Source organism: uncultured Clostridium sp. (assembly GCF_934754925.1).
Lineage (GTDB): Bacteria > Bacillota > Clostridia > Clostridiales > Clostridiaceae > Clostridium.
This window is the reverse complement of the sequence record NZ_CAKVJA010000047.1, coordinates 1-19,822: the sequence shown is the minus strand read 5'-3', so window position 1 is coordinate 19,822 and position 19,822 is coordinate 1. Positions and strand designations below refer to the sequence as shown.

Genomic DNA, 19,822 nt, shown 5'->3' with positions numbered 1-19,822 from the left:
GATAGCGAACTTCGAAGCTTTAGCTAATTTTATGGAAATAATAATATAAATTCTTAGCGAAATTATATGACTTAATGGAGGTTATATCATTAATTTTCGGCATCACGACATTAACGCTTTGGTGCGCAATTTATTTCAAAAGTTCATCTATAATTTTTCTTGCAATAGTATTTTCATCCGGTAATATTGGTAAATCATCTTTGCTATACCAATCTGCATGAATAATTTCTTTACCATCAACCTTTATATCTCCACTTTCATATTCAGCTGTAAATCCAATCATAATAGAATTAGGATATGGCCATGGTTGGCTTGAAAAATATTTAATATTTTTTACCTTTATATTTACCTCTTCTAATACTTCACGTTTTACACATTCTTCTAGTGTTTCATTTACATCTAAAAATCCAGCTATATTACTATGTAACCCCTTTGGGAAATTTTTGTTATTAGCTAATAAAATTTTATCACCTTTAGTTATTCCAACTATAATTGCAGGACAAATTTGTGGATAACTCATATATCCACATTTATTACACTTCATTGCAAACTCATAGCCAACAAAATCATTTTTTCCACCACATATTCCACAAAACTTATTAGTTTTATGGAAATGAATAATTTGAGCTGCTCTTCCACAAATAGGAGCAATGTCTTTATCTATAATAGCAGTTCCTTGCCTTAAGGCAATAAATTTTAATTCTCCTGATACCTTAACACATGAGCTTATTTCTCCACAAAAACAATGTATTTCATTAAGTTTACCTAAATGATACATTATCTCAAGGCCATCAATTAATTTTTTAATATCTTTAAATGTTGGAATAAATACCTTCCCCATATCTTCTTTAATTAGAATCATTTTATCTTGAAATAAAAAATATAAATCCTCATCTCTATTTCCCTCTGGGAATTTAGGATCTGCTATAAAATTCATATAATTATCGTTATTAATCATACATTTATACTCCTCTACTCTTCTATAATTTCACAATGCATATACTTCTCTACTTCATTCCAGGGTACAATAAAGCCTTGCCCTTTAGAACAAAATACTGAATTTGAAGAATATTCTATATCTGCATTCTTGTTATAAGCTCTTTTTTTAAGAACTTCTTCCCTATTATGACATACATCATATCCATCAAATATTAAATTTATATTTCCTCTTCCTTTAGTAAATGCAACAAGTTCCATACTATAATTCATAAAAGTTGCTACTGGCCCTCTTCCTGTTATTTTAACTTTATTTAAACTAGTTTCTGGTGGATTAAAATTTCCACAAAGCCTTTGAATATCTGATAAAACCCTTCCCATATATTCTAACTCTACATCTATTGAAAATTTATAAAATGGCTCTAATAATATATTATCTGCTTTTTCTAATCCTTGCCTTAAAGCCCTAAAGGTCGCTTCCCTAAAGTCTCCACCTTCTGTATGTTTGTTATGTGCCCTACCTGTTAAAAGAGTAAATTTAATATCTGTAATCTCTGAACCTGTTAATATTCCTTTATGTTTTCTTTCAAATAAATGAGTTTTTATCAAATTTTGATGTCCAGTAGTTAAATTATCAGAATGACATTTGTTTTCAAAAACAATTCCAGATCCTCTAGGAAGACTTTCTAACTTCAAATGTACTTCTGCATAATGTTTTAATGGTTCAAAATGTCCATAGCCATTAACTATATTATTTATAGTTTCTTTATATATTATTTCACATGGTCCAAAGTCTACATTAAAATTAAATCTTTCTAATATAACTTCCTTTAATACTTCTAATTGTATCTTTCCCATAATATGAACATGTATTTCCTGAAGAGTTTCGTTCCAGATAACATTTAAAGCAGGATCTTCAGCTTCTAATATTCTAAAATATCCTAATACTTCTTTTACATTACATGATTTATCAAAAATTACACTAGACATTAAGGTTGGAATCATATTAAACTTCAACTTTTCTTTTAATGCTCCTACTCCATCACCTACACTTAAACTTGTAATTCCTGTTACTGCAAAAATATCACCAGCCTCTACTTTATCTACTGTAGAAAACTTACTTCCATTATAGACTCTTATAGTGCTTATTTTTTCTTTTGAACTACTACTATTTATTTCATCTCTAACCTTTAGTATCCCACTTAAAGCTTTAATAAATGTAATTCTCGTTCCATTATCATCATGTCGTATCTTATATACAACTCCTGAAAATTCGTCATTTTCATTGTAATTAGTAACTGTTAACTCTTCTAAAGAATCTAAAAACTCAGTTATTCCTTGATCTTGAAGCGCTGATCCTGAAAAACATGGAAATATATTCATTTGTTTAATTAAAATTCTTAATTTATTAATCCATAAATCATTATTATATTCTCCATTAAAATACTTTTCTAATAACTCTTCATCTCTTTCAGCTATAAATTCTATTACATCATCTTTAATATCTCTAATATTTTCTATATAGCAAACATCTTTAGTTAAATCTGTCTTTATTTCATTAATTGCATTATCTAAATTTGCTCCAGTCCTATCTAACTTATTAATAAAGAAAAATGTAGGAACATTATATTTTTTAAGTAATCTCCATACTGTTTCTGTATGAGATTGTACACCTTCTACCGCACTTATGACTATAATTGCATAATCCATAATACTTATGCTTCTTTCCATTTCACAAGAAAAATCTATATGTCCTGGTGTATCTACTAAATAATATTTTGATTTTTCTATTTCAAATACCGCTTGATCTGAAAATACTGTAATTCCTCTTTCCTTTTCTATATCATGACTATCTAAAAAGGAATTTTTATGATCTACTCTTCCTCTACTTCTAATTGCATTAGTATGATAAAGAATTTGTTCAGAAAAAGTAGTTTTTCCAGCATCTACATGAGCTAATACTCCTATTGTTTTTTTCATCTAATCACCTTTTTCTATAAACAGTAAATAACTTTATATTTAAATTATATCATGACTGTCTATAATTACTATTTAAGATTTTGTTATAATAAAAAACACAGTAATGGTAATTTATATATTACCACTACTGTGTAAATATTTCTTAAATCAAATATATGACTCAAATGCTTTTATAAAGTATTTTTGTGTTAAATATAAAAGCTGACAAATCATCTTTGTTGTATATAATATATCATTTATAGCATCTTCCTCTAAACTTAAATACTCTTTCCTACTTATCTTTAATTCTTCAAGATAATCTACAGAGTCATCTATATTATCTAGTAAATTTTTAAAAACATTTTCATTACTCTTTAAGGTTTTTCTTAAAATTAAATGCAAATTAACTTCATATGCAAAATGTTTTTTCATATCCTTACCATAGTATTCTTCTAAGTGATATTTACAAAAACAATCTGCAATATAATGGGCTATTTTTCCTATAATAAATGATACTTCATTAATATCTAAATCATTATTTTCAACGTATTCTTTATATTCAATCATTTTATCTTTTGAAACACTATATGTGTGTTGAATCTTATTTGCTCTCTTGTGTAAATCTGGTTCTATACATCCTGCTAAAAATCTTTTTTTATTTATATTTAAATTATATTTTTTATTACACAAATTATAACAATATGAACCTATGACTAAATGTGTGTTTACTAGCATAAGATTTCTCCCCTCGGTAGGACTTTAAAATAATCTATAATCCTAACAATATTATTATACAACATTTTTATAAGTTTTGATTGTTCTTTAATTAAATTTATTTTGGATTATATGTAATATTTTATTATATATAACTATTATGTAGATATTACAACAAAAATTACATTTAAATATTTATGACTAAAATTAAAACATATGCTTGATTTATTATGCACATAATAAAATTATTATTATTTATATTATTGGAGGAAAATTATGCAAATTAGACTTGGATATGTTGCTATTTCAAAAACTCTTGGTAAAAAAGTTACTGCTTCTAGTACGGTAACATTTTCAAACTATAACAAAATTACTCTTCCTGATAAAAAGTTAGAAAAGCTAAAAGCTGTAGCTGCTTCTAATTTAAAGGATTTAGAAACTATTATTAAATATAATATAGAAAATAATATTCATTTCTATAGAATTACTTCTGCTTTAATCCCTTTAGTTACTCATCCTGAAGTTGGATATTGGGGACATAGAGAGTTTTTAAAAAAGGATTTTGAATATGTAGGAAAATTAATAAATAATTCTAAAATGAGAGTAGATACTCATCCTGATGAATTTAATGTAATTAATAGCATTAATCCTAAAGTTGTTGAAAATACTAAAATAAATTTATTAAGGCAAGCCGAATGGTTTGAAGATTTTAAATATGATTTAGGAAAAATGGTAATTCATGTTGGTGGAGCTACAAATGGCAAAGAAGCTGGCATAGAAAGATTTATTACTAATTTTAAAACCTTTCCTGAAGAGGTTACATCTAAAATAATTATTGAAAATGATGATAAAACTTATACAGCTAAAGAAACACTTTTTCTATGTAATGAATTAAAAAGACCTATGGTTTTAGATATTCATCATCATAATTGCAATAATACAGACGATAACATATATGATTTAATTCCAGATATATTTACTACTTGGAAAAATGAAAAACTTCCACCAAAACTTCATTTTTCTTCACCTAGAGATGGTGAAAATGATCGAAAACATTCTGATTTTATTAATGCACAAGACTTTGTAAACTTTTTAGAAAATATTAAACATTTTAATACTGATATAGATATAATGCTTGAATGTAAAGAAAAGGATTTAGCATTATTTAAATTAGCAGATGATATTAAAGAATTAAAACCTGAATATACATGGATAGATCAAAGTACTTTTATTGTATAATTTTATGTATAAACTAAAAAAAAGTGTTAATAATAGTGTATGATGTAAAACATACTGCAATATATTTTACACCATACAACTTTAGTTATTTCGACAAATAGCATTAAAAACTAGTAGCATCCTATAATATAGTTGCTACTATTTTTTATTTATAAAAAATTCATTTAATTAATAACAAGCTACACTATATAATAACATTATCTTATTTTCACTTTCTATAAATTTTCACATATAAAATATCTAATTCATATTTTATAATTATATAAATTTCATAGGAGATTTTATGAGTAATAGAAATTATGATTGTATAGACTATGATAAACTTCCAAAAAAATTTCCTCCTCAACACCAAGATATTCAACCAGGAATTGAAGCTAAAATGAACCCTAAACCAATATTTGATAACCCTTGCTATAAAGGTAGTGAAAAACTTAAGGGAAAGGTTGCCCTAATAACAGGTGGAGATAGCGGAATTGGTAGAGCTATTGCAATAGCTTTTGCTAAAGAAGGAGCTAGCGTTGCTATTTCTTATTTATATGAAGAAATAGATGCTAAGACTACTAAAAGTTGTGTAGAAGCTTATGGGAGTAAATGTATATTATATATGGGTGATATTTCTTGCAAATCTTTTTGCAAAAGTTTAGTTGATTGTGTTGTTAAGGATTTTGGAAAAATAGATATATTAATAAATAATGCTGGTGTTCAATTTCCTCAAGAAAGTATAGAAGATATTTCTCAAGATCAACTTGAATTGACTTATAAGATAAATATATTTCCAATGTTTTATCTCACTCAAGCTGCATTATGCCATATGAAAAAAGGTAGTACAATAGTTAATACCACTTCTGTTACAGCATATCAAGGACATATACAACTTATTGATTATTCATCTACTAAAGGAGCAGTAGTTACTTTTACAAGATCACTTTCTCAATCCTTAGTTACAAAAGGAATAAGAGTTAATGCTGTAGCTCCTGGTCCAATTTGGACTCCCCTTACTGTTTCAAGCTTTTCCGATGAATATATAAAAAACTTTGGTTCTGATGTTCCTATGAAGAGAGCTGGTCAACCATTTGAATTAGCCCCTGCCTATGTATACTTAGCATCAGATGATTCTAGCTATGTTACTGGTCAAGTAATTCATGTAAATGGTGGAACAATTGTAAATAGTTAAATCAAAAACGTATTGTATAGTACTTACAATACGTTTTTGATTTAATATTTTACATAGTATTGTTTAATTGTTACAAACTTCTTAGCTTTTTTCTAGTACTTTTTCTAATTCACTATAATACTTTAGTGTTTTATCATTACTTTTATCATTGAAAAAAATATAACTATTATCTTTTAACTTAATACTAATACAATTTTTATTTTCAAAATAAACATATAATTTACACTTTCCATAACCATTAATACTGAAGTTACCAAGATTATATGTTGATGCACCTACTCCATTTGTTCGTATTCCAGAAGGTAGATTATCTAGCATTGCTACTTCTTCAATATCATCAATATCAAATTTTGTTCCATAAGTTGGTGCGTTTATTTTAACAATATTATTATCTATACTTAAAGTAAACTTAGCATGATCAAACCTTACCATACTTACTGTAGTACCTATAATAATTATTCCAGCAAATATTAAAGATCCATAATAAATTATTCTTCCCTTTTTAGTTCCTAAATTATAAGTAATTCCATAGCCTGTCCTATCTTCAACTGTTACAGATCTATCATTGGGATTATTATATACTCCTTTACTCCAAAACTCATCATTATCAGTATAAATAGGATTCTTACATGTATTTAATATTCTACCTTGTTCTTCTCTTATTTTATTATTTATATAAAATATACCTATAAAAATAATTGTTGCTGGTACTACTATTGATAAAATAAATAATATTATACTATTATTGTTATTTAAAAGAAGTAAAAACATAAATAACATACCAATACTTTGAGTTGTAGCTGCAGTTATAGTTCCTAATGTCCATGTTCTTTTAAATATAGTATTATATGCTATATTAGCATTTGAATCCTCACTGATTACATCTGTCTTTCCTTTAGAATATATTTTATACATAATAAAGAAAATTATATTTCCTATTAATGCATTAGCTGATCCAACTCCTAAACTTGCTCCATATTCTTTTATATTATTAAAAACTATTGCAATTGGAATTAATGAAATTATAAAACTTGGAATAAACCATAAAATTGATACAGGCATCTTATCTTTTAATCTAGTAACTTCTGTATCTATAGTAACTAATCTTTTACTTGGTAATAACCATTGATTTTCCCTTTTAAGCTCCATTAACTTTTTGTTATATTTAATAAATAACCTTTTAGTAAAAATCTCTACTCCAATTAACCATAAAAAGAAGTATACTATTTGATTTGAATTAAACTTAAAGAAAAATGAAGGAATAAATACAATAGTCGCTATTATATATCCAATAATATTCTCCCTTTTAAAATCCTTTATTATATTTAATACTTTTTCATTTTTTAGCTCTAAGAAAGGAATTGTTACCCCTATAATAATATTTTTATCACCTTTAATCATATATTTACAGTTAAAATACATTGATAATAAAACAACTACTAGTATACTCCCCCAAATAATATTAAAAATACCCATCTTTACCCCTCATTCCATACTACATTTAAACCATTCATATTTTTATAAATATCTTCACACATTTTCATAAACTCTTTATACTCAATTCCCTTTATACCAGATTCAGCAATTATAAGTTCTAGTTCACTTTCTAACTTTTCCTTAAATTCCTTACTAGTATCTATGGCTGGATTAACCTTAGCTCCATGTCTTCTATCTATTTCAATATATCCTTCATTTTTTAGTATCGTATATGCCTTATTAACAGTCATATTATTAACACCTATATCTTCTGCCATTTGTCTGACTGTCGGAAGCCCTTCTCCTTTTTTTAATTCTCCTCTTCCAATTCCCATAACAATTTCATTTCTAAGTTGAACATAAATAGGAATATTGCTAGTCATATCTAAATTAATAATCATTATTTTTCACCCCTTTGTATACTTTGTATTATATATTATAATACAAAGTATACAAAGAAACAATATTAAATTGAAATTTTTACAAATAAAAAAGCAACATCAATTAGCCTTATAAACTAACTGATATTGCTTAATATTATTTTTTTAAAACTAATCCCTTACTTCTTATACAAGTACATTCTCTTGCTTCCTTAGTATGTAAACATTGATATTTTATCTTTTTGGGTGCTTCTATCTCTACTTGTTTTTTATCTTTTTTGTCCATTTTTACTAACTCCTTAATATAGGTAAGCATAAAACTCTTTACTTATATCTATTTTATTATATAATAATTGTTATTGTTTAATATGTATTATATACTATTTTTTTGATTAAGTACATATAATAAATTTAGTAAATTATATATAAGGAGAAAACAAATGATAAGTTTAATCGGATTAATACTTTCTTTATCACTTATTATGTATCTTGCATATAAAGGCTATTCTACTATAATTACAGCTCCTATTGTAGGATTATTAACTATCTTAATTTCACTTGGTGTTAATAGTCACTTAATGGCTAATTATACAGAAGTTTACATGAGTGGATTTGCTAACTTTGTAAAAAGCTATTTTCCTTTATTCTTAACTGGAGCTATTTTTGCAAAACTAATAGATGAAGTTGGTTATGGTAAATCTATAGCATCATTTATTACAACAAAGCTAGGAAAGGATAAAGCAATTCTTGCAATTGTTTTATCTGGAGCACTTTTAACATATGGGGGTGTCTCTTTATTTGTTGTCGCTTTTATATTATATCCATTAGCAAATATTTTGTTTAAAGAAGCAGATATACCTAAAAGACTTATACCAGGAACTATTGCTCTAGGTGCATTTACTTTTACAATGACAGCTATGCCAGGTTCACCTGAAATTCAAAATGTTATACCAATGAGCTATTTTGGTACAGATACATTTGCAGCCCCATTAATAGGTATAACAGCAAGTATTATTATGTTTACTTTAGGTATGCTATGGCTTACAAAAAGAGCTAAAAAAGCAAAAGATAATGGTGAGGGATATGGTAATCATTCTGATACAAATAAAATTGATTCTAATGAAAAATTACCTAATGTAATTGTATCTATTATACCTATTTTAATAATATTTATTACTAACTTTACACTTTCAAAATTTTATTATCCTCATATAGATGGAAGTTATTTAGAACAATACGGGGTTACGCTAGATAAAGTTTCTGGAACATGGAGTGTAATAATATCTATAGTAATCTCAATAGTTTATATTATATTATTAAATTATAAAAAACTTAAAAATTTAAATAATACACTTAGCGATGGAGTTAAGAATTCTTTTCTTCCTTTATTAAATTCTAGTGCTATAGTTGGATATGGTAGTATAATTAAGGCATTGCCTATTTTCATCTCAATACAAACTAGTATTATGAATATTTCTTCTAATCCAATTATTTCAGAAGCTATTTCTGTAAATATAATTTGTGGTCTTACAGCCTCTGCATCTGGTGGATTAGGAATAACATTATCTGCTCTTGCTCCAACCTTTGTTGAAATGAGTCAAAATTTTTCTATTTCCCCGGAAATACTTCATAGAATTGCATCTTTATCTTCAGGTGGATTAGACACTTTACCTCATAATGGAGCTGTTATAACAACTTTAGCTATTTGCGGATTAACTCATAAACAAAGCTATAAAGATATATTTGTGACATCGGTTGTTATACCTATTTTAACTACAATAATTATAGTAGCAATAGTTTCTATAAGATTTGCTTTTTAATAAAAATAATAAATTATAATAGTATATTATTGTAATAAAAAAATCTCTATTTATTAATAAATTTAACTTATCAATAAATAGAGATATATTTTTTATTATTTATCCTTTTACAGCTCCAGCTGCAATACCCTCTATAATATGCTTTTGACAAACTAAGTAGAATATTACTATTGGTATAATAGCAAGAACTAAAACAGCCATCATAGCCCCCATATCAACAGCACCATATCCACCACGCAAATATTGTACAGCCATAGGTAATGTTTTATAATCTGAACCTAAAACTAAAGTAGGAAGTAAATAATCATTCCATATCCACATTACGTTTAAAATAGCTATTGTAATAGATATTGGTTTTAATAAAGGTAATACTATTAAGAAAAATGTTTGTATTGGATTGCATCCATCTATCATAGCAGCTTCCTCAATATCTATAGGAATTGATTTAACAAATCCACTAAACATAAACACAGAAAGTCCTGCTCCAAATCCAAGATATATAATTATAATTCCAATGGGATTATCTAGATTTAGAATATTTGCTATCTTGCTCATTGTGAACATAACCATTTGAAATGGTACTATCATAGAAAATACAAATAAGTAATATAGAAAGCTTGTGATTTTTGATTTTACTCTTGTAATATACCAAGCTGTCATTGATGTAAATAAAATAATTACAGCTGTTGAAAATACAGTTATAAATACAGATAATCCAAAGGCAGAAATAAATCCGGTTTTCTCTATACCACTTATATAATTATCTAATCCAGAAAAAGTTGTTGTATTTGGTAAAGCAAAAGGGGTCCTACTTATATATAATTTACCTTTAAATGAATTGTATAATACTATAAATATAGGTGCTAAAAATAGTACTGATAAGGCTATTAAAATAATATAAAGTACTATATTATTTTTCTTTTTAGGAGTATATTTTAATTCTATATCCTTTTTAGTATTTAATTTTGCTTCCATTAATTTTCAACCTCCCTCTTTCTAGTGATATTTAATTGAAGTAACATTATTACTGCTACTATTAAGAAGAATATTACTGCCTTTGCTTGTCCTACTCCTTCTGAACCAACTTTATTATAGAATGTCTTATATATATCTAAAGCAAGCATTGCTGTCTTTCCTCCTGGTGCTCCATCAGTTAATGCTAAGTTTTGGTCAAATAACTTAAATGCATTTGACATAGTTAAGAAAAGACATATAGTTATTGATGGCATAACTAGTGGAATTGTAATTTTTCTCAATGTCATCCATTTAGATGCTCCATCAATTTTAGCACTTTCTATTAATTCTCCTGGTATATTTTGAATACCTGCAATATATATAATCATCATATATCCAATTTGTTGCCAATTAAGCAAAACAACTAATCCCCAAAACCCATACTTAGGATCATAAGTTAAATTAACACCAAAGTAATTAAGAATTCCATTTAGAATTATTAACCATATATATCCTAAAACTATTCCTCCAATTAAATTAGGCATAAAAAATACAGTTCTAAATATATTAGTACCTTTTAACTTTCTAGTTAAAAGATATGCTAAGGCAAAAGCAAATACATTAACAGTTATAACTGATACAATAACAAATTTAGTTGTAAAAATTAAAGCATTAATAAATTCTGGACTTGAAAATGCCTTCTTATAATTATTTAACCCTACAAATGTTGCATTAGTTACAGTAGTAAATTTAGTAAAAGACAAGTAAATCCCCATTATAAATGGAATCAAAAATGCTATTGCAAAAGCTATTAATGTAGGTAGCGCAAACAACCAAAAATATTTTTTCATACTCTTTTGCATATTCTCTTCCCCCCATACAAAATTATATTTATATTATGTTATTAACATTTTTCCTGTATGTTTATAAGCTAATACGTTTTTAATATTAAAGACAGCACATATCCATATGCTGCCTTTATTTAAATATTATTCAGCTTTTTCAGCCTTCCAAGAATCTCTTACAGTTTGTACAACATAATCCCAATCTTGAGTACCTTGAACATATTCAAGCAAAGCACCAGCAAAAGTATCTTTAAAGTTTTGACTTGGGAATGCTTGGAAAGTCCATTTAACTGTTTCTACACCTTCTTTTTCCATCCAATTAATAACTTCTTTTGATAATGGATCAGCAGGCTTTTCATCATCATTAAATGTATCAAATGGAGCTATAAATCCTAAATCACCTGTAACATAAGCCTTTCCTGTGTCACTTGTAAATAACCAATTTAGAAAATCAATAGAAGCTTGTTGTTTTTCTTCAGAAGCTTGACTATTAATAGCTAAATAGTTTTCAGTACCTATACAAAGTCCTTGATTTTCTTCCCCTTGCATACCTGTGTATATTGGCATAAATTTAATATTTTCTTCTTTAACAGTATTTCCATCTATGCCACTTATTTGTGACCAAGCCCAGTTACCATTTTGAACCATAGCACAATCACCTAAAGCAAATTCAGCCATTGAATCATCTACACTCTTATTTCCTAAAACACCTTTTTCTGAAACTGAATTGTTTGTATATAAATCATATATATTTTTGAAATTTTTATTATATTTAAATTCAATTTCATTAGCATCTAATCCAGCTTGTAATGAATCTCTACCTTCACCTGCATTATCTTTAAATTCATAATATAGTGGTATATTTGCTAAATGTGTTTCCCATCTCCATGCATTACCAGCAGCCATTGAAGTTGATGCAAAAACACCTTCAATTCCTAATTTATCTTTATTAGCTTGCATGTCTTCTACAACTTCTTTTAATTTATCAAAGTTATTAATATCTTTCATGGATTCAACGTCTGTTGCTTTATTTTCTAGTGCAAAATATTTTTGCATTATTTCATCATTATATATAATTCCATATCCTTCAACAGCGTAAGGTATACCATATACTCCATCACCACTTGTAACTGCTAAGCTTTTATCAAGTAAATGATTGTAAAGATCTGTATCTTTTAAATCCAGACAATAATCTTTCCATGATTCATATCCAACTGGTCCATTAATTTGGAATATTGTTGGAGCATCTTTCTTTGCTATTTCTGATTTTAATGTTTGTTCATAAGTACCACTTGCTGCAGTCTCAACTTTCACTTTTACTCCAGTTTCATCCTCATAATCTTCAGCAATCTTCTTATATACATCTGCAATCTCAGGCTTAAAATTTAAAAAATAAATTTCTGTTTCTGTAGTTTCATTAGCAGAAGTACTTGTGGCGTCATCACTTTTCTCTTTACTTCCACATCCTACAAAAGCACTTGCCACTAATGTTGTTGTAAGTGCAATGGCTAATAGTTTTTTAATCTTCATAAACTCCCTCTCCCTTAAAATAATTACTTTACTATATAAAATATTTGTAAAAATATTTATATATCAACAAACTTTCTGGAACAGTTATCGTAACCGTTTCTTACAAGCATTAAAAAAATATTTTTATTTACATTTATTTCCTTTACAGAATTATTGTATATTATTTTTGAATCAAATTCAATTCAATTAAATATTTTTACATTTTTTACTTTTTTAGTAACGTTTATATTTTAATTTAATATTTTTTATGTTTTTTATTGGTGAAACCGTTAACGAAATTTCTTTTATTGTATATTTCATAAATAAAAAGAAGTAGCTTAATTTATTTTTACTACTTCTTAATTTAAATATCCTTTATATAAAAAATTAAAACTACTAAGTAACTATATATTTATTACTCTTCTTATATTAATATTTTCTTCAAATATCTTAGCTAATTCATCATACTGATTTAATTTATAAACTCTATAATCTAACAATTCCTTTTCTATAACCTTTAACCCTTTAGTTTCTCTAATATCATTAATAAAATTCAATAAAAAATCTTTGTCATCAAATATCCCATGTAAATAAGTTCCTAAAACATTCTTTTCCTTATTATAAACACCTAGAACTTCATCATTTTCACCTTTTATGAAAACTGAATCTTCATCTTTAACTTTTGTAACACCATTATGAATCTCATAACCTTTAACATTAACTCCAATACAAGATTTAAATATATTACAAGCATTTTTAATAATACCATTAACTTGTTTCGTTCTTTTTTCCTCATTAAAAATAGTTTCTATATCAAGAAGATTAAATCCCATTTCTGAAGTAACTTCCCCTTCAATCCCTTTTAAATCACTTATATTTCTACCAAGCATTTGATATCCACCACAAATCCCAAGTATAATTGTCCCTTCTTTTTCTAGCTCTTTTATTTTATCAAAAATTCCATTTTCCTTTATAAATCTTAAATCATTTATAGTATTTTTAGTTCCTGGTATTATTATTAAATCTGGCTTATTTATATCCTCAACATTATTTACATATCTTATAGTAACATCATTCAATCTTTCTAGATTATTAAAGTCAGTAAAATTTGACATATGAGGTAATCTTATTATTGCTATATCTAATCCTGTTATATCTTTATTTTTTATTCTTTCAGTTACACTATCCTCATCTTCTATATCTAATTCAAAATAAGGTAATACTCCAAGGACTGGTACTTTTATAATATCTTCTAACTGCTTCATTGCATCCTTAAAATAATCTACATTTCCTCTGAATTTATTTATAATAACACCTTTTACTCTAGCTCTTTCATCCTCATTTAAAAGCATTAAAGTACCTAAAACTGATGCAAAAACTCCTCCTCTATCTATATCTGCAACTAATATTACATCTGCATCTGCTGCTTTTGCCATTGACATATTTGCTATATCAGTTTCTCTTAAATTAATTTCAGCACAACTGCCTGACCCTTCTAATATCATAACTTCATAATCTTTTGAAAAGCTATCAAAGGTCTCTTTAACAATTTCTTTTAGCTCTTTATTTAACTCTTTATATTTATAAGCATCCATAGTGCAATGAACTTTTCCATTAACAATGACTTGTGTTTTATTATTTCCACTAGGTTTTAATAATATAGGATTCATATATGCCATAGGCTTTAACTCACAGGCCTCTGCTTGTACAACTTGTGCCCTTCCCATTTCTAATCCATCTTCAGTTACATAAGAGTTTAATGATATATTTAATGCTTTAAATGGTGCTACCTTAAAACCTTTATTCTTATAATACCTACATAATGCTGTTGCTACTGTACTTTTACCTACACCTGAAGCTGTGCCTAAAACCATTATCTTATTCATTTTTACTTTCCTTTACATCTAAGAAACCATGGGTTTCATTTTTAATAATATTCAAGTGTTGAAATTTAATTGGATATTTAAATATTGGGCCATCATATACAAATGTGTGATACTCACCATTTTCTCCACAAGCATCTGATCCTTTTTCTTTTATATCTTTAACTACTTCTCTTGTTAAAACTTTTCCTAAGAAATCTTCTCCCATACATTCAAGCTTTACATTTTTTATTACTGTTTTAAAACCACTATCTATAAATTCATAAACTAACTCTTCTCTATTTTCTTGCCATAAAGGAAAGTTTGCTTCTATTCCTGCTTCATTACATCTTGCAGTACACCATTCTCTATGTGCTTCTAAATCTATATCTCCAAATACACATGAATGAATTCCTAAGCTATCTTTTGCCTTAATTAATGCTTCAGTAAATTTACTTTCGTAATCATTACCTTTAGTTTCTACTAATATTAAAGGTATATCTAATGATTTAGATACTTCTTTTATTAAATTTTCAGGAATTCCGTGAAACCAAGATTTATTTTCTTCCTTATTTACTGTTACAAGTAAAGCTGCTGGAGTATTCCCCTTCTTTATCATTCTATATAATGCTAAAGTACTATCTTTTCCGCAACTATATGACATTATAAACTTCTTCATAAGAATACCATCCCTTATTAATATTATAAATAACTACTTCCACTTTTCTAAAGCATCAATCATGAATCCTTTTACATCTACTTCATAAACTTCTTTCAACTTTTCTCCACTTAATACTTCTTTAGGCGTTCCTGAACTAATAATTTTACCATTATTCATCATTACTACTTTTTCACCAAAAGTTTGAACTAAGTTTAAATCATGTAATACAGCAACAACAATTTTATTATTTTCTTTAGTCCATTTATTTAGATAATCTAATATTTCTATTTGACATTTTAAATCTAAGTGATTTGTAGGTTCATCTAAAAGAATTACATCTGGATCCTGTGCAAATGCTCTAGCTAAATAAACTCTTTGTAATTGTCCTCCTGATAATTCACTTATTAATTTATCTTTAATATCCATTAAGCCTACATTAGTTATACTTTTAAGAATTATTTCATCATCTTCTTTATTTATTCTTGAAAATACGCCTTTTAAATGTGCATATCTTCCTAAAGCTACTGTTTCATAAACTGTATATGGGAAATATATATTGCTAGCTTGAGTCATTAATGCAACACTCTTTGCTAAATCTTTTCTATTTAATTTACTAATTTCCTTTGAATCAAGCTTTATATTTCCTTTATAATCTAATAAATTAGCAATGGATTTTAAAAGAGTACTCTTACCACAGCCATTAGGTCCAACTATACAAAGATTATTTCCACGCTCAACATTAAAACTTACACCTTTAACAATTTCTTTATTGTCATATCCACATCTAACTTCCTTTATTTCTAGCATTAAAACATCTCCTACTTTGACTTTTTAAAATATATATAAGCAAAAAATGGTCCACCAATTAATGCTGTTATTGCTCCAACCGGTAATTCTGACGGTGCTACTATTGTTCTTGATATTAAATCAGTAATTATCATCATACAACCACCTAATACCACTGACATCGGTATAACATAAGCATGCTTCGATCCAAATATTTTTCTAACAACATGTGGAGCAATTAAATCTATAAACCCTATAGTTCCACTAAGCGCAACAGCACTTCCTGTAAGAACTGCCACAAATAAAAATAATCTCCTTTTAACTTTATTTGTATCTACTCCAATAGCTTTTGCTTCATCTTCTCCAAAGGTTAATACATCCATTTCTTTAAAATAAAAGGATACGCCTAGAATACCTATAACAAAAAATGGTAAACCTGCTTTTACATAACTCCATCCTCTCATAGAAAATGATCCCATTGACCACATAATTATACTTTGCATTTTATCTTGAGCCAATGCTGAAATAGTAGTTAATACTGCACTAAAAAATAATGATATTACCATACCGGCTAATATTATAGTTGTATTAGACATTCCTCTATCAACTTTTTCAGAAAATTTTAATACTATTACCATAGTAATTAAACTACATAAAAAACCTACTACGGGCATAGTTAATCTTCCTAATACAGATATTGATGCTCCCGTTATAATTAATATTCCTACTCCTAATGAAGCACCTGATGATATTCCTAATGTATATGGTGATGCCAATTGATTTTTTAAAACAGATTGCACTATAGCTCCACTTGCAGCAAGAGATCCTCCTACCATAAATGCAAGTAAAACCCTTGGTAATCTTAAATTCCAAATGATAGCTACTTGCTTTGGATCAATTCCATTTGCTAATGGGACATTAAAAAATTTATTGCCTAGTATAGAAAAAGTATCTAATATGCTAATATTGGAACTTCCAAGAGAAGTTCCAATACCTATAACTAACAATATCAATGGAATTGATAATATTAATAATATTTTATTTTTATAATTGTTTGTATTCATCTGGATAAATAGCTCTTGCTATTTCCTTTAATGCTTTTATTACATTTTGTGAAGGTCTTGAAGATGCATTATTATCTATTGAATAAACATCTCCATTTTGTACTGCAGTTATTGTGTCCCATCCATCTCTGCTTTCTATATCTTCAATTGCAGTTAAACCAGCTTCATTTGTTCCTGGAGAATTTGCTAAAATAACATCTGGATTAGCATCTATAACAGCTTCTGGTGTTACTGTTATCCATGAATTTTCATCTGCAAATATATTTGTTGCTCCAACTGTTTCAATAAGTTCATTTAAAAATGTTCCATTTCCAAATGTATACAATCCTGAACCAGCTCCAATTTCAAAATAAACATTTTTCTTATCTGTAATTTTATCGCCTATAGCTTTTATTTTTTCTACTTCTTTTTTCATTGAATCTACTAATTCTTTACCTTTTTTCTCTGTATTAGTTAAATTAGCTATAAATTCAATATCTTCATATATCCCATCAATACTATAACTACTTGGAATATATGCAACTGGAATTCCAGCTTCTTTTATTAAAGCAAATGGATCTTCATCCCCAACCTTATTATGTCCTGATGCAATAACTATATCTGGATTTAAAGCTATAATAGCTTCTGCATCTGGGTTTCTAAAATCTATTTTAGGTAACTCTTCACTTATTCCCTCAACATCAGCTGAATATTTATCTACAGCAACTAATTTATCAGCTAAGCCTAAAGCTACTAATACCTCAGTGTTAGACGGTGCAGTAGATATTATAGTATTTACTTCCTTAGGAACATTAAATTCATTTCCTTCTCTATCTTGCATTGTTGTAGGTTTGTTTGAACATCCTACAAATATCATCATAGCCATTACAAAAATAGCCATTAATGATAAAAGTTTTTTTGTGTTTTTCATTACAATTCCTCCTAAATTTTCATTTTAGAGTGGTGTTAATTTAGTTAGTAGTATAAATTAAAACTTATATATTTATATACTAAATTATTTAATAATTATATTCCTAACTAAAAAGAGCGCTTCTCTTACGAGAGCGCTCCAAAATACATAATAATTTTTGATAATTTTTTAATTAATATATCCTTTTAGATTAATGTTCAGAAAATAAACTTAACATCTTAGCTTGTTAAGATAAATTCCAAATATTTAAAATTCATATAAGTAAAGTATATTAACCCCATTATCTATTACTTGTATCTATTATCTCACCCTCAGAAGATAATATTTTCATCATAGTAGGCAGGTCTCCCGGCTTAACTTCATCCTACCTTTCATACCTTCCCGCAATCATTATGCAGTGGCAAATTAAATGAATTTCGTCAGTTTTACGGTTACTGGGGTAGCTTAGGATTTTAACCTAATTCCCTATTAAGATTATAAACACCTATTATGGTTTAAATTCATACTGATTATATATTCCTGTATTTTATTTGTCAAATAAAATATTTTTTATTTCACTAATTAATTTATTATTTTCGTCTCTAGTTCTAACAGCTACTCTATAGAAGCTATTAGTTAACCCAATATAATTATCACAACTTCTAATTAATATTCTTCGTTTTATAAGCTCACTTTTTAAATCTAAATCTATTAATAATTTAAACATTATAAAATTTACACTTGGCTCAAAAACCTTTAAACTATCAATTTCTTTTAAAGAACTATATAAATATTCTTTCTCATTTTTTACATATACTATACTTTTATCAATATAATCTTTTTCTTTTAATCCTTGAATAATTGCCTCTGAAGCTATTACATTAACACTCCAAGGTACTATAATTTTATTAATTTCATTTATTATTTCATTGTTTGAGCATAGTCCATATCCTATTCTTGCACCAGGAATAGCAAAAAATTTAGTCAATGACTTTATAATTATAAGATTTTTATAATCCATTAGTAAATCATTACTTAAATACAGTTCATTGGGTTTAATGAAATCTAAAAAAGATTCATCTATAACTACTGTTGTATTGGTAATTAACGCTTTATTTAGTACTTTTCTTATAAATTCTTTTGTAGTTAGACAACCTGTTGGATTATTAGGATTACAAATAAAAATTATGTCTATATCATCTTTTATTTTATCAATAAATTCATCGTCTAAATTAAAATCATTAGATTCTTTTAGTTTGTAATACTCTATTTCACCATTAATACTTCTAATTGCTTCTTCATACTCTGAAAAAGTTGGTGCTGGCAATAATGCTTTTCGTGGCTTTAAGGCTCGTACAATATTAAATATTACTTCTGCCGCACCATTCCCCAATGTAATATTACTTATATCTAATTTTTCAAATTCTCCAATAGAATTTTTCAAATCAAAATAAGTTATATCTGGATATTTAACTACTTTATCAATTGCATTTATCATAGCAGCTTTAATATTTTCATTTAATCCTATAGGATTTATATTAGCTGAAAAGTCTA

The 19,822-nt window shown here is 26.9% G+C and carries 18 protein-coding genes and 1 riboswitch; of the genes, 3 read left to right on the top strand and 15 right to left on the bottom strand.

Annotated features, from left to right (window positions below):
- Positions 1 to 130: 130 nt before the first annotated feature.
- The 3 genes from nudC to Q0G30_RS12120 all read right to left on the bottom strand — a co-directional run bounded on the left by nudC (position 131) and on the right by Q0G30_RS12120 (position 3,630).
- Positions 131 to 958 (bottom strand): NAD(+) diphosphatase, encoded by an 828-nt coding sequence (gene nudC / locus Q0G30_RS12130; protein WP_294390389.1) that lies wholly within the window; start codon positions 956 to 958, stop codon positions 131 to 133.
- Between the two features lie 14 nt (positions 959 to 972).
- Positions 973 to 2,916 (bottom strand): TetM/TetW/TetO/TetS family tetracycline resistance ribosomal protection protein, encoded by a 1,944-nt coding sequence (locus tag Q0G30_RS12125; RefSeq protein ID WP_294390386.1) that lies wholly within the window; start codon positions 2,914 to 2,916, stop codon positions 973 to 975.
- A gap of 147 nt (positions 2,917 to 3,063) precedes the next feature.
- Entirely contained in the window at positions 3,064 to 3,630 is a 567-nt protein-coding gene (locus Q0G30_RS12120; RefSeq protein WP_294390382.1) for a zinc dependent phospholipase C family protein, read from the bottom strand.
- Between the two features lie 255 nt (positions 3,631 to 3,885).
- Here Q0G30_RS12120 and uvsE point away from each other — a divergent pair, with 255 nt between their 5' ends.
- Positions 3,886 to 4,848 carry a UV DNA damage repair endonuclease UvsE gene (gene uvsE, locus Q0G30_RS12115; protein ID WP_294390379.1) on the top strand — a complete coding sequence of 321 codons (963 nt, stop codon included), beginning with the start codon at positions 3,886 to 3,888 and terminating at the stop codon, positions 4,846 to 4,848.
- Between the two features lie 283 nt (positions 4,849 to 5,131).
- Entirely contained in the window at positions 5,132 to 6,022 is an 891-nt protein-coding gene (locus Q0G30_RS12110; protein ID WP_294390376.1) for an SDR family oxidoreductase, read from the top strand.
- An 81-nt stretch (positions 6,023 to 6,103) separates the two neighbouring features.
- Here Q0G30_RS12110 and Q0G30_RS12105 read toward each other — a convergent pair whose 3' ends face one another.
- The 3 genes from Q0G30_RS12105 to Q0G30_RS12095 all read right to left on the bottom strand — a co-directional run bounded on the left by Q0G30_RS12105 (position 6,104) and on the right by Q0G30_RS12095 (position 8,164).
- Positions 6,104 to 7,498: a PH domain-containing protein gene (locus Q0G30_RS12105; protein WP_294390372.1), complete on the bottom strand. Its 1,395-nt coding sequence runs from the start codon at positions 7,496 to 7,498 to the stop codon at positions 6,104 to 6,106.
- 2 nt (positions 7,499 to 7,500) lie between these two features.
- Entirely contained in the window at positions 7,501 to 7,899 is a 399-nt protein-coding gene (locus Q0G30_RS12100; protein ID WP_294390367.1) for a GntR family transcriptional regulator, read from the bottom strand.
- 136 nt (positions 7,900 to 8,035) lie between these two features.
- Entirely contained in the window at positions 8,036 to 8,164 is a 129-nt protein-coding gene (locus tag Q0G30_RS12095; protein ID WP_279324976.1) for a hypothetical protein, read from the bottom strand.
- Between the two features lie 154 nt (positions 8,165 to 8,318).
- On the opposite strand from Q0G30_RS12095, the gene Q0G30_RS12090 reads away from it, so the two are divergent.
- Complete coding sequence (locus tag Q0G30_RS12090) at positions 8,319 to 9,698, top strand: GntP family permease (RefSeq protein ID WP_294390364.1); 1,380 nt, start codon at positions 8,319 to 8,321, stop codon at positions 9,696 to 9,698.
- Positions 9,699 to 9,797: 99 nt separating this feature from the next.
- Here the strand turns inward: Q0G30_RS12090 and Q0G30_RS12085 are convergent, their stop codons facing one another.
- From Q0G30_RS12085 to Q0G30_RS12045, 9 genes are all read right to left on the bottom strand, one after another.
- Positions 9,798 to 10,673: a carbohydrate ABC transporter permease gene (locus tag Q0G30_RS12085; protein WP_294390359.1), complete on the bottom strand. Its 876-nt coding sequence runs from the start codon at positions 10,671 to 10,673 to the stop codon at positions 9,798 to 9,800.
- Entirely contained in the window at positions 10,673 to 11,515 is an 843-nt protein-coding gene (locus Q0G30_RS12080) for a sugar ABC transporter permease (protein WP_294390356.1), read from the bottom strand. Before Q0G30_RS12080 ends, Q0G30_RS12085 begins: the two co-directional genes overlap by 1 nt.
- Positions 11,516 to 11,641: 126 nt before the next feature.
- On the bottom strand, positions 11,642 to 13,027 hold the full coding sequence (locus Q0G30_RS12075; protein ID WP_294390353.1) for an ABC transporter substrate-binding protein: 1,386 nt from the start codon (positions 13,025 to 13,027) through the stop codon (positions 11,642 to 11,644).
- Between the two features lie 383 nt (positions 13,028 to 13,410).
- The gene (locus Q0G30_RS12070; protein WP_294390351.1) at positions 13,411 to 14,892 is read right to left on the bottom strand and encodes a cobyric acid synthase; all 1,482 of its coding nucleotides are present in this window, start codon (positions 14,890 to 14,892) and stop codon (positions 13,411 to 13,413) included.
- Positions 14,885 to 15,547 (bottom strand): diphthine--ammonia ligase, encoded by a 663-nt coding sequence (locus Q0G30_RS12065; protein WP_294390349.1) that lies wholly within the window; start codon positions 15,545 to 15,547, stop codon positions 14,885 to 14,887. Before Q0G30_RS12065 ends, Q0G30_RS12070 begins: the two co-directional genes overlap by 8 nt.
- Positions 15,548 to 15,580: 33 nt before the next feature.
- Positions 15,581 to 16,336: an ABC transporter ATP-binding protein gene (locus tag Q0G30_RS12060; RefSeq protein ID WP_294390344.1), complete on the bottom strand. Its 756-nt coding sequence runs from the start codon at positions 16,334 to 16,336 to the stop codon at positions 15,581 to 15,583.
- An 11-nt stretch (positions 16,337 to 16,347) separates the two neighbouring features.
- Positions 16,348 to 17,379 carry an iron ABC transporter permease gene (locus Q0G30_RS12055; RefSeq protein WP_294390341.1) on the bottom strand — a complete coding sequence of 344 codons (1,032 nt, stop codon included), beginning with the start codon at positions 17,377 to 17,379 and terminating at the stop codon, positions 16,348 to 16,350.
- Positions 17,360 to 18,289 carry an ABC transporter substrate-binding protein gene (locus tag Q0G30_RS12050; protein ID WP_294390336.1) on the bottom strand — a complete coding sequence of 310 codons (930 nt, stop codon included), beginning with the start codon at positions 18,287 to 18,289 and terminating at the stop codon, positions 17,360 to 17,362. The genes Q0G30_RS12055 and Q0G30_RS12050 overlap by 20 nt, the downstream gene beginning before the upstream one ends.
- 320 nt (positions 18,290 to 18,609) lie before the next feature.
- A riboswitch (cobalamin riboswitch) is annotated at positions 18,610 to 18,792 on the bottom strand.
- 23 nt (positions 18,793 to 18,815) lie between these two features.
- Positions 18,816 to 19,822 (bottom strand): aminotransferase class I/II-fold pyridoxal phosphate-dependent enzyme (locus tag Q0G30_RS12045; protein ID WP_294390334.1); only part of this gene is annotated, 1,007 nt, incomplete at its 5' end.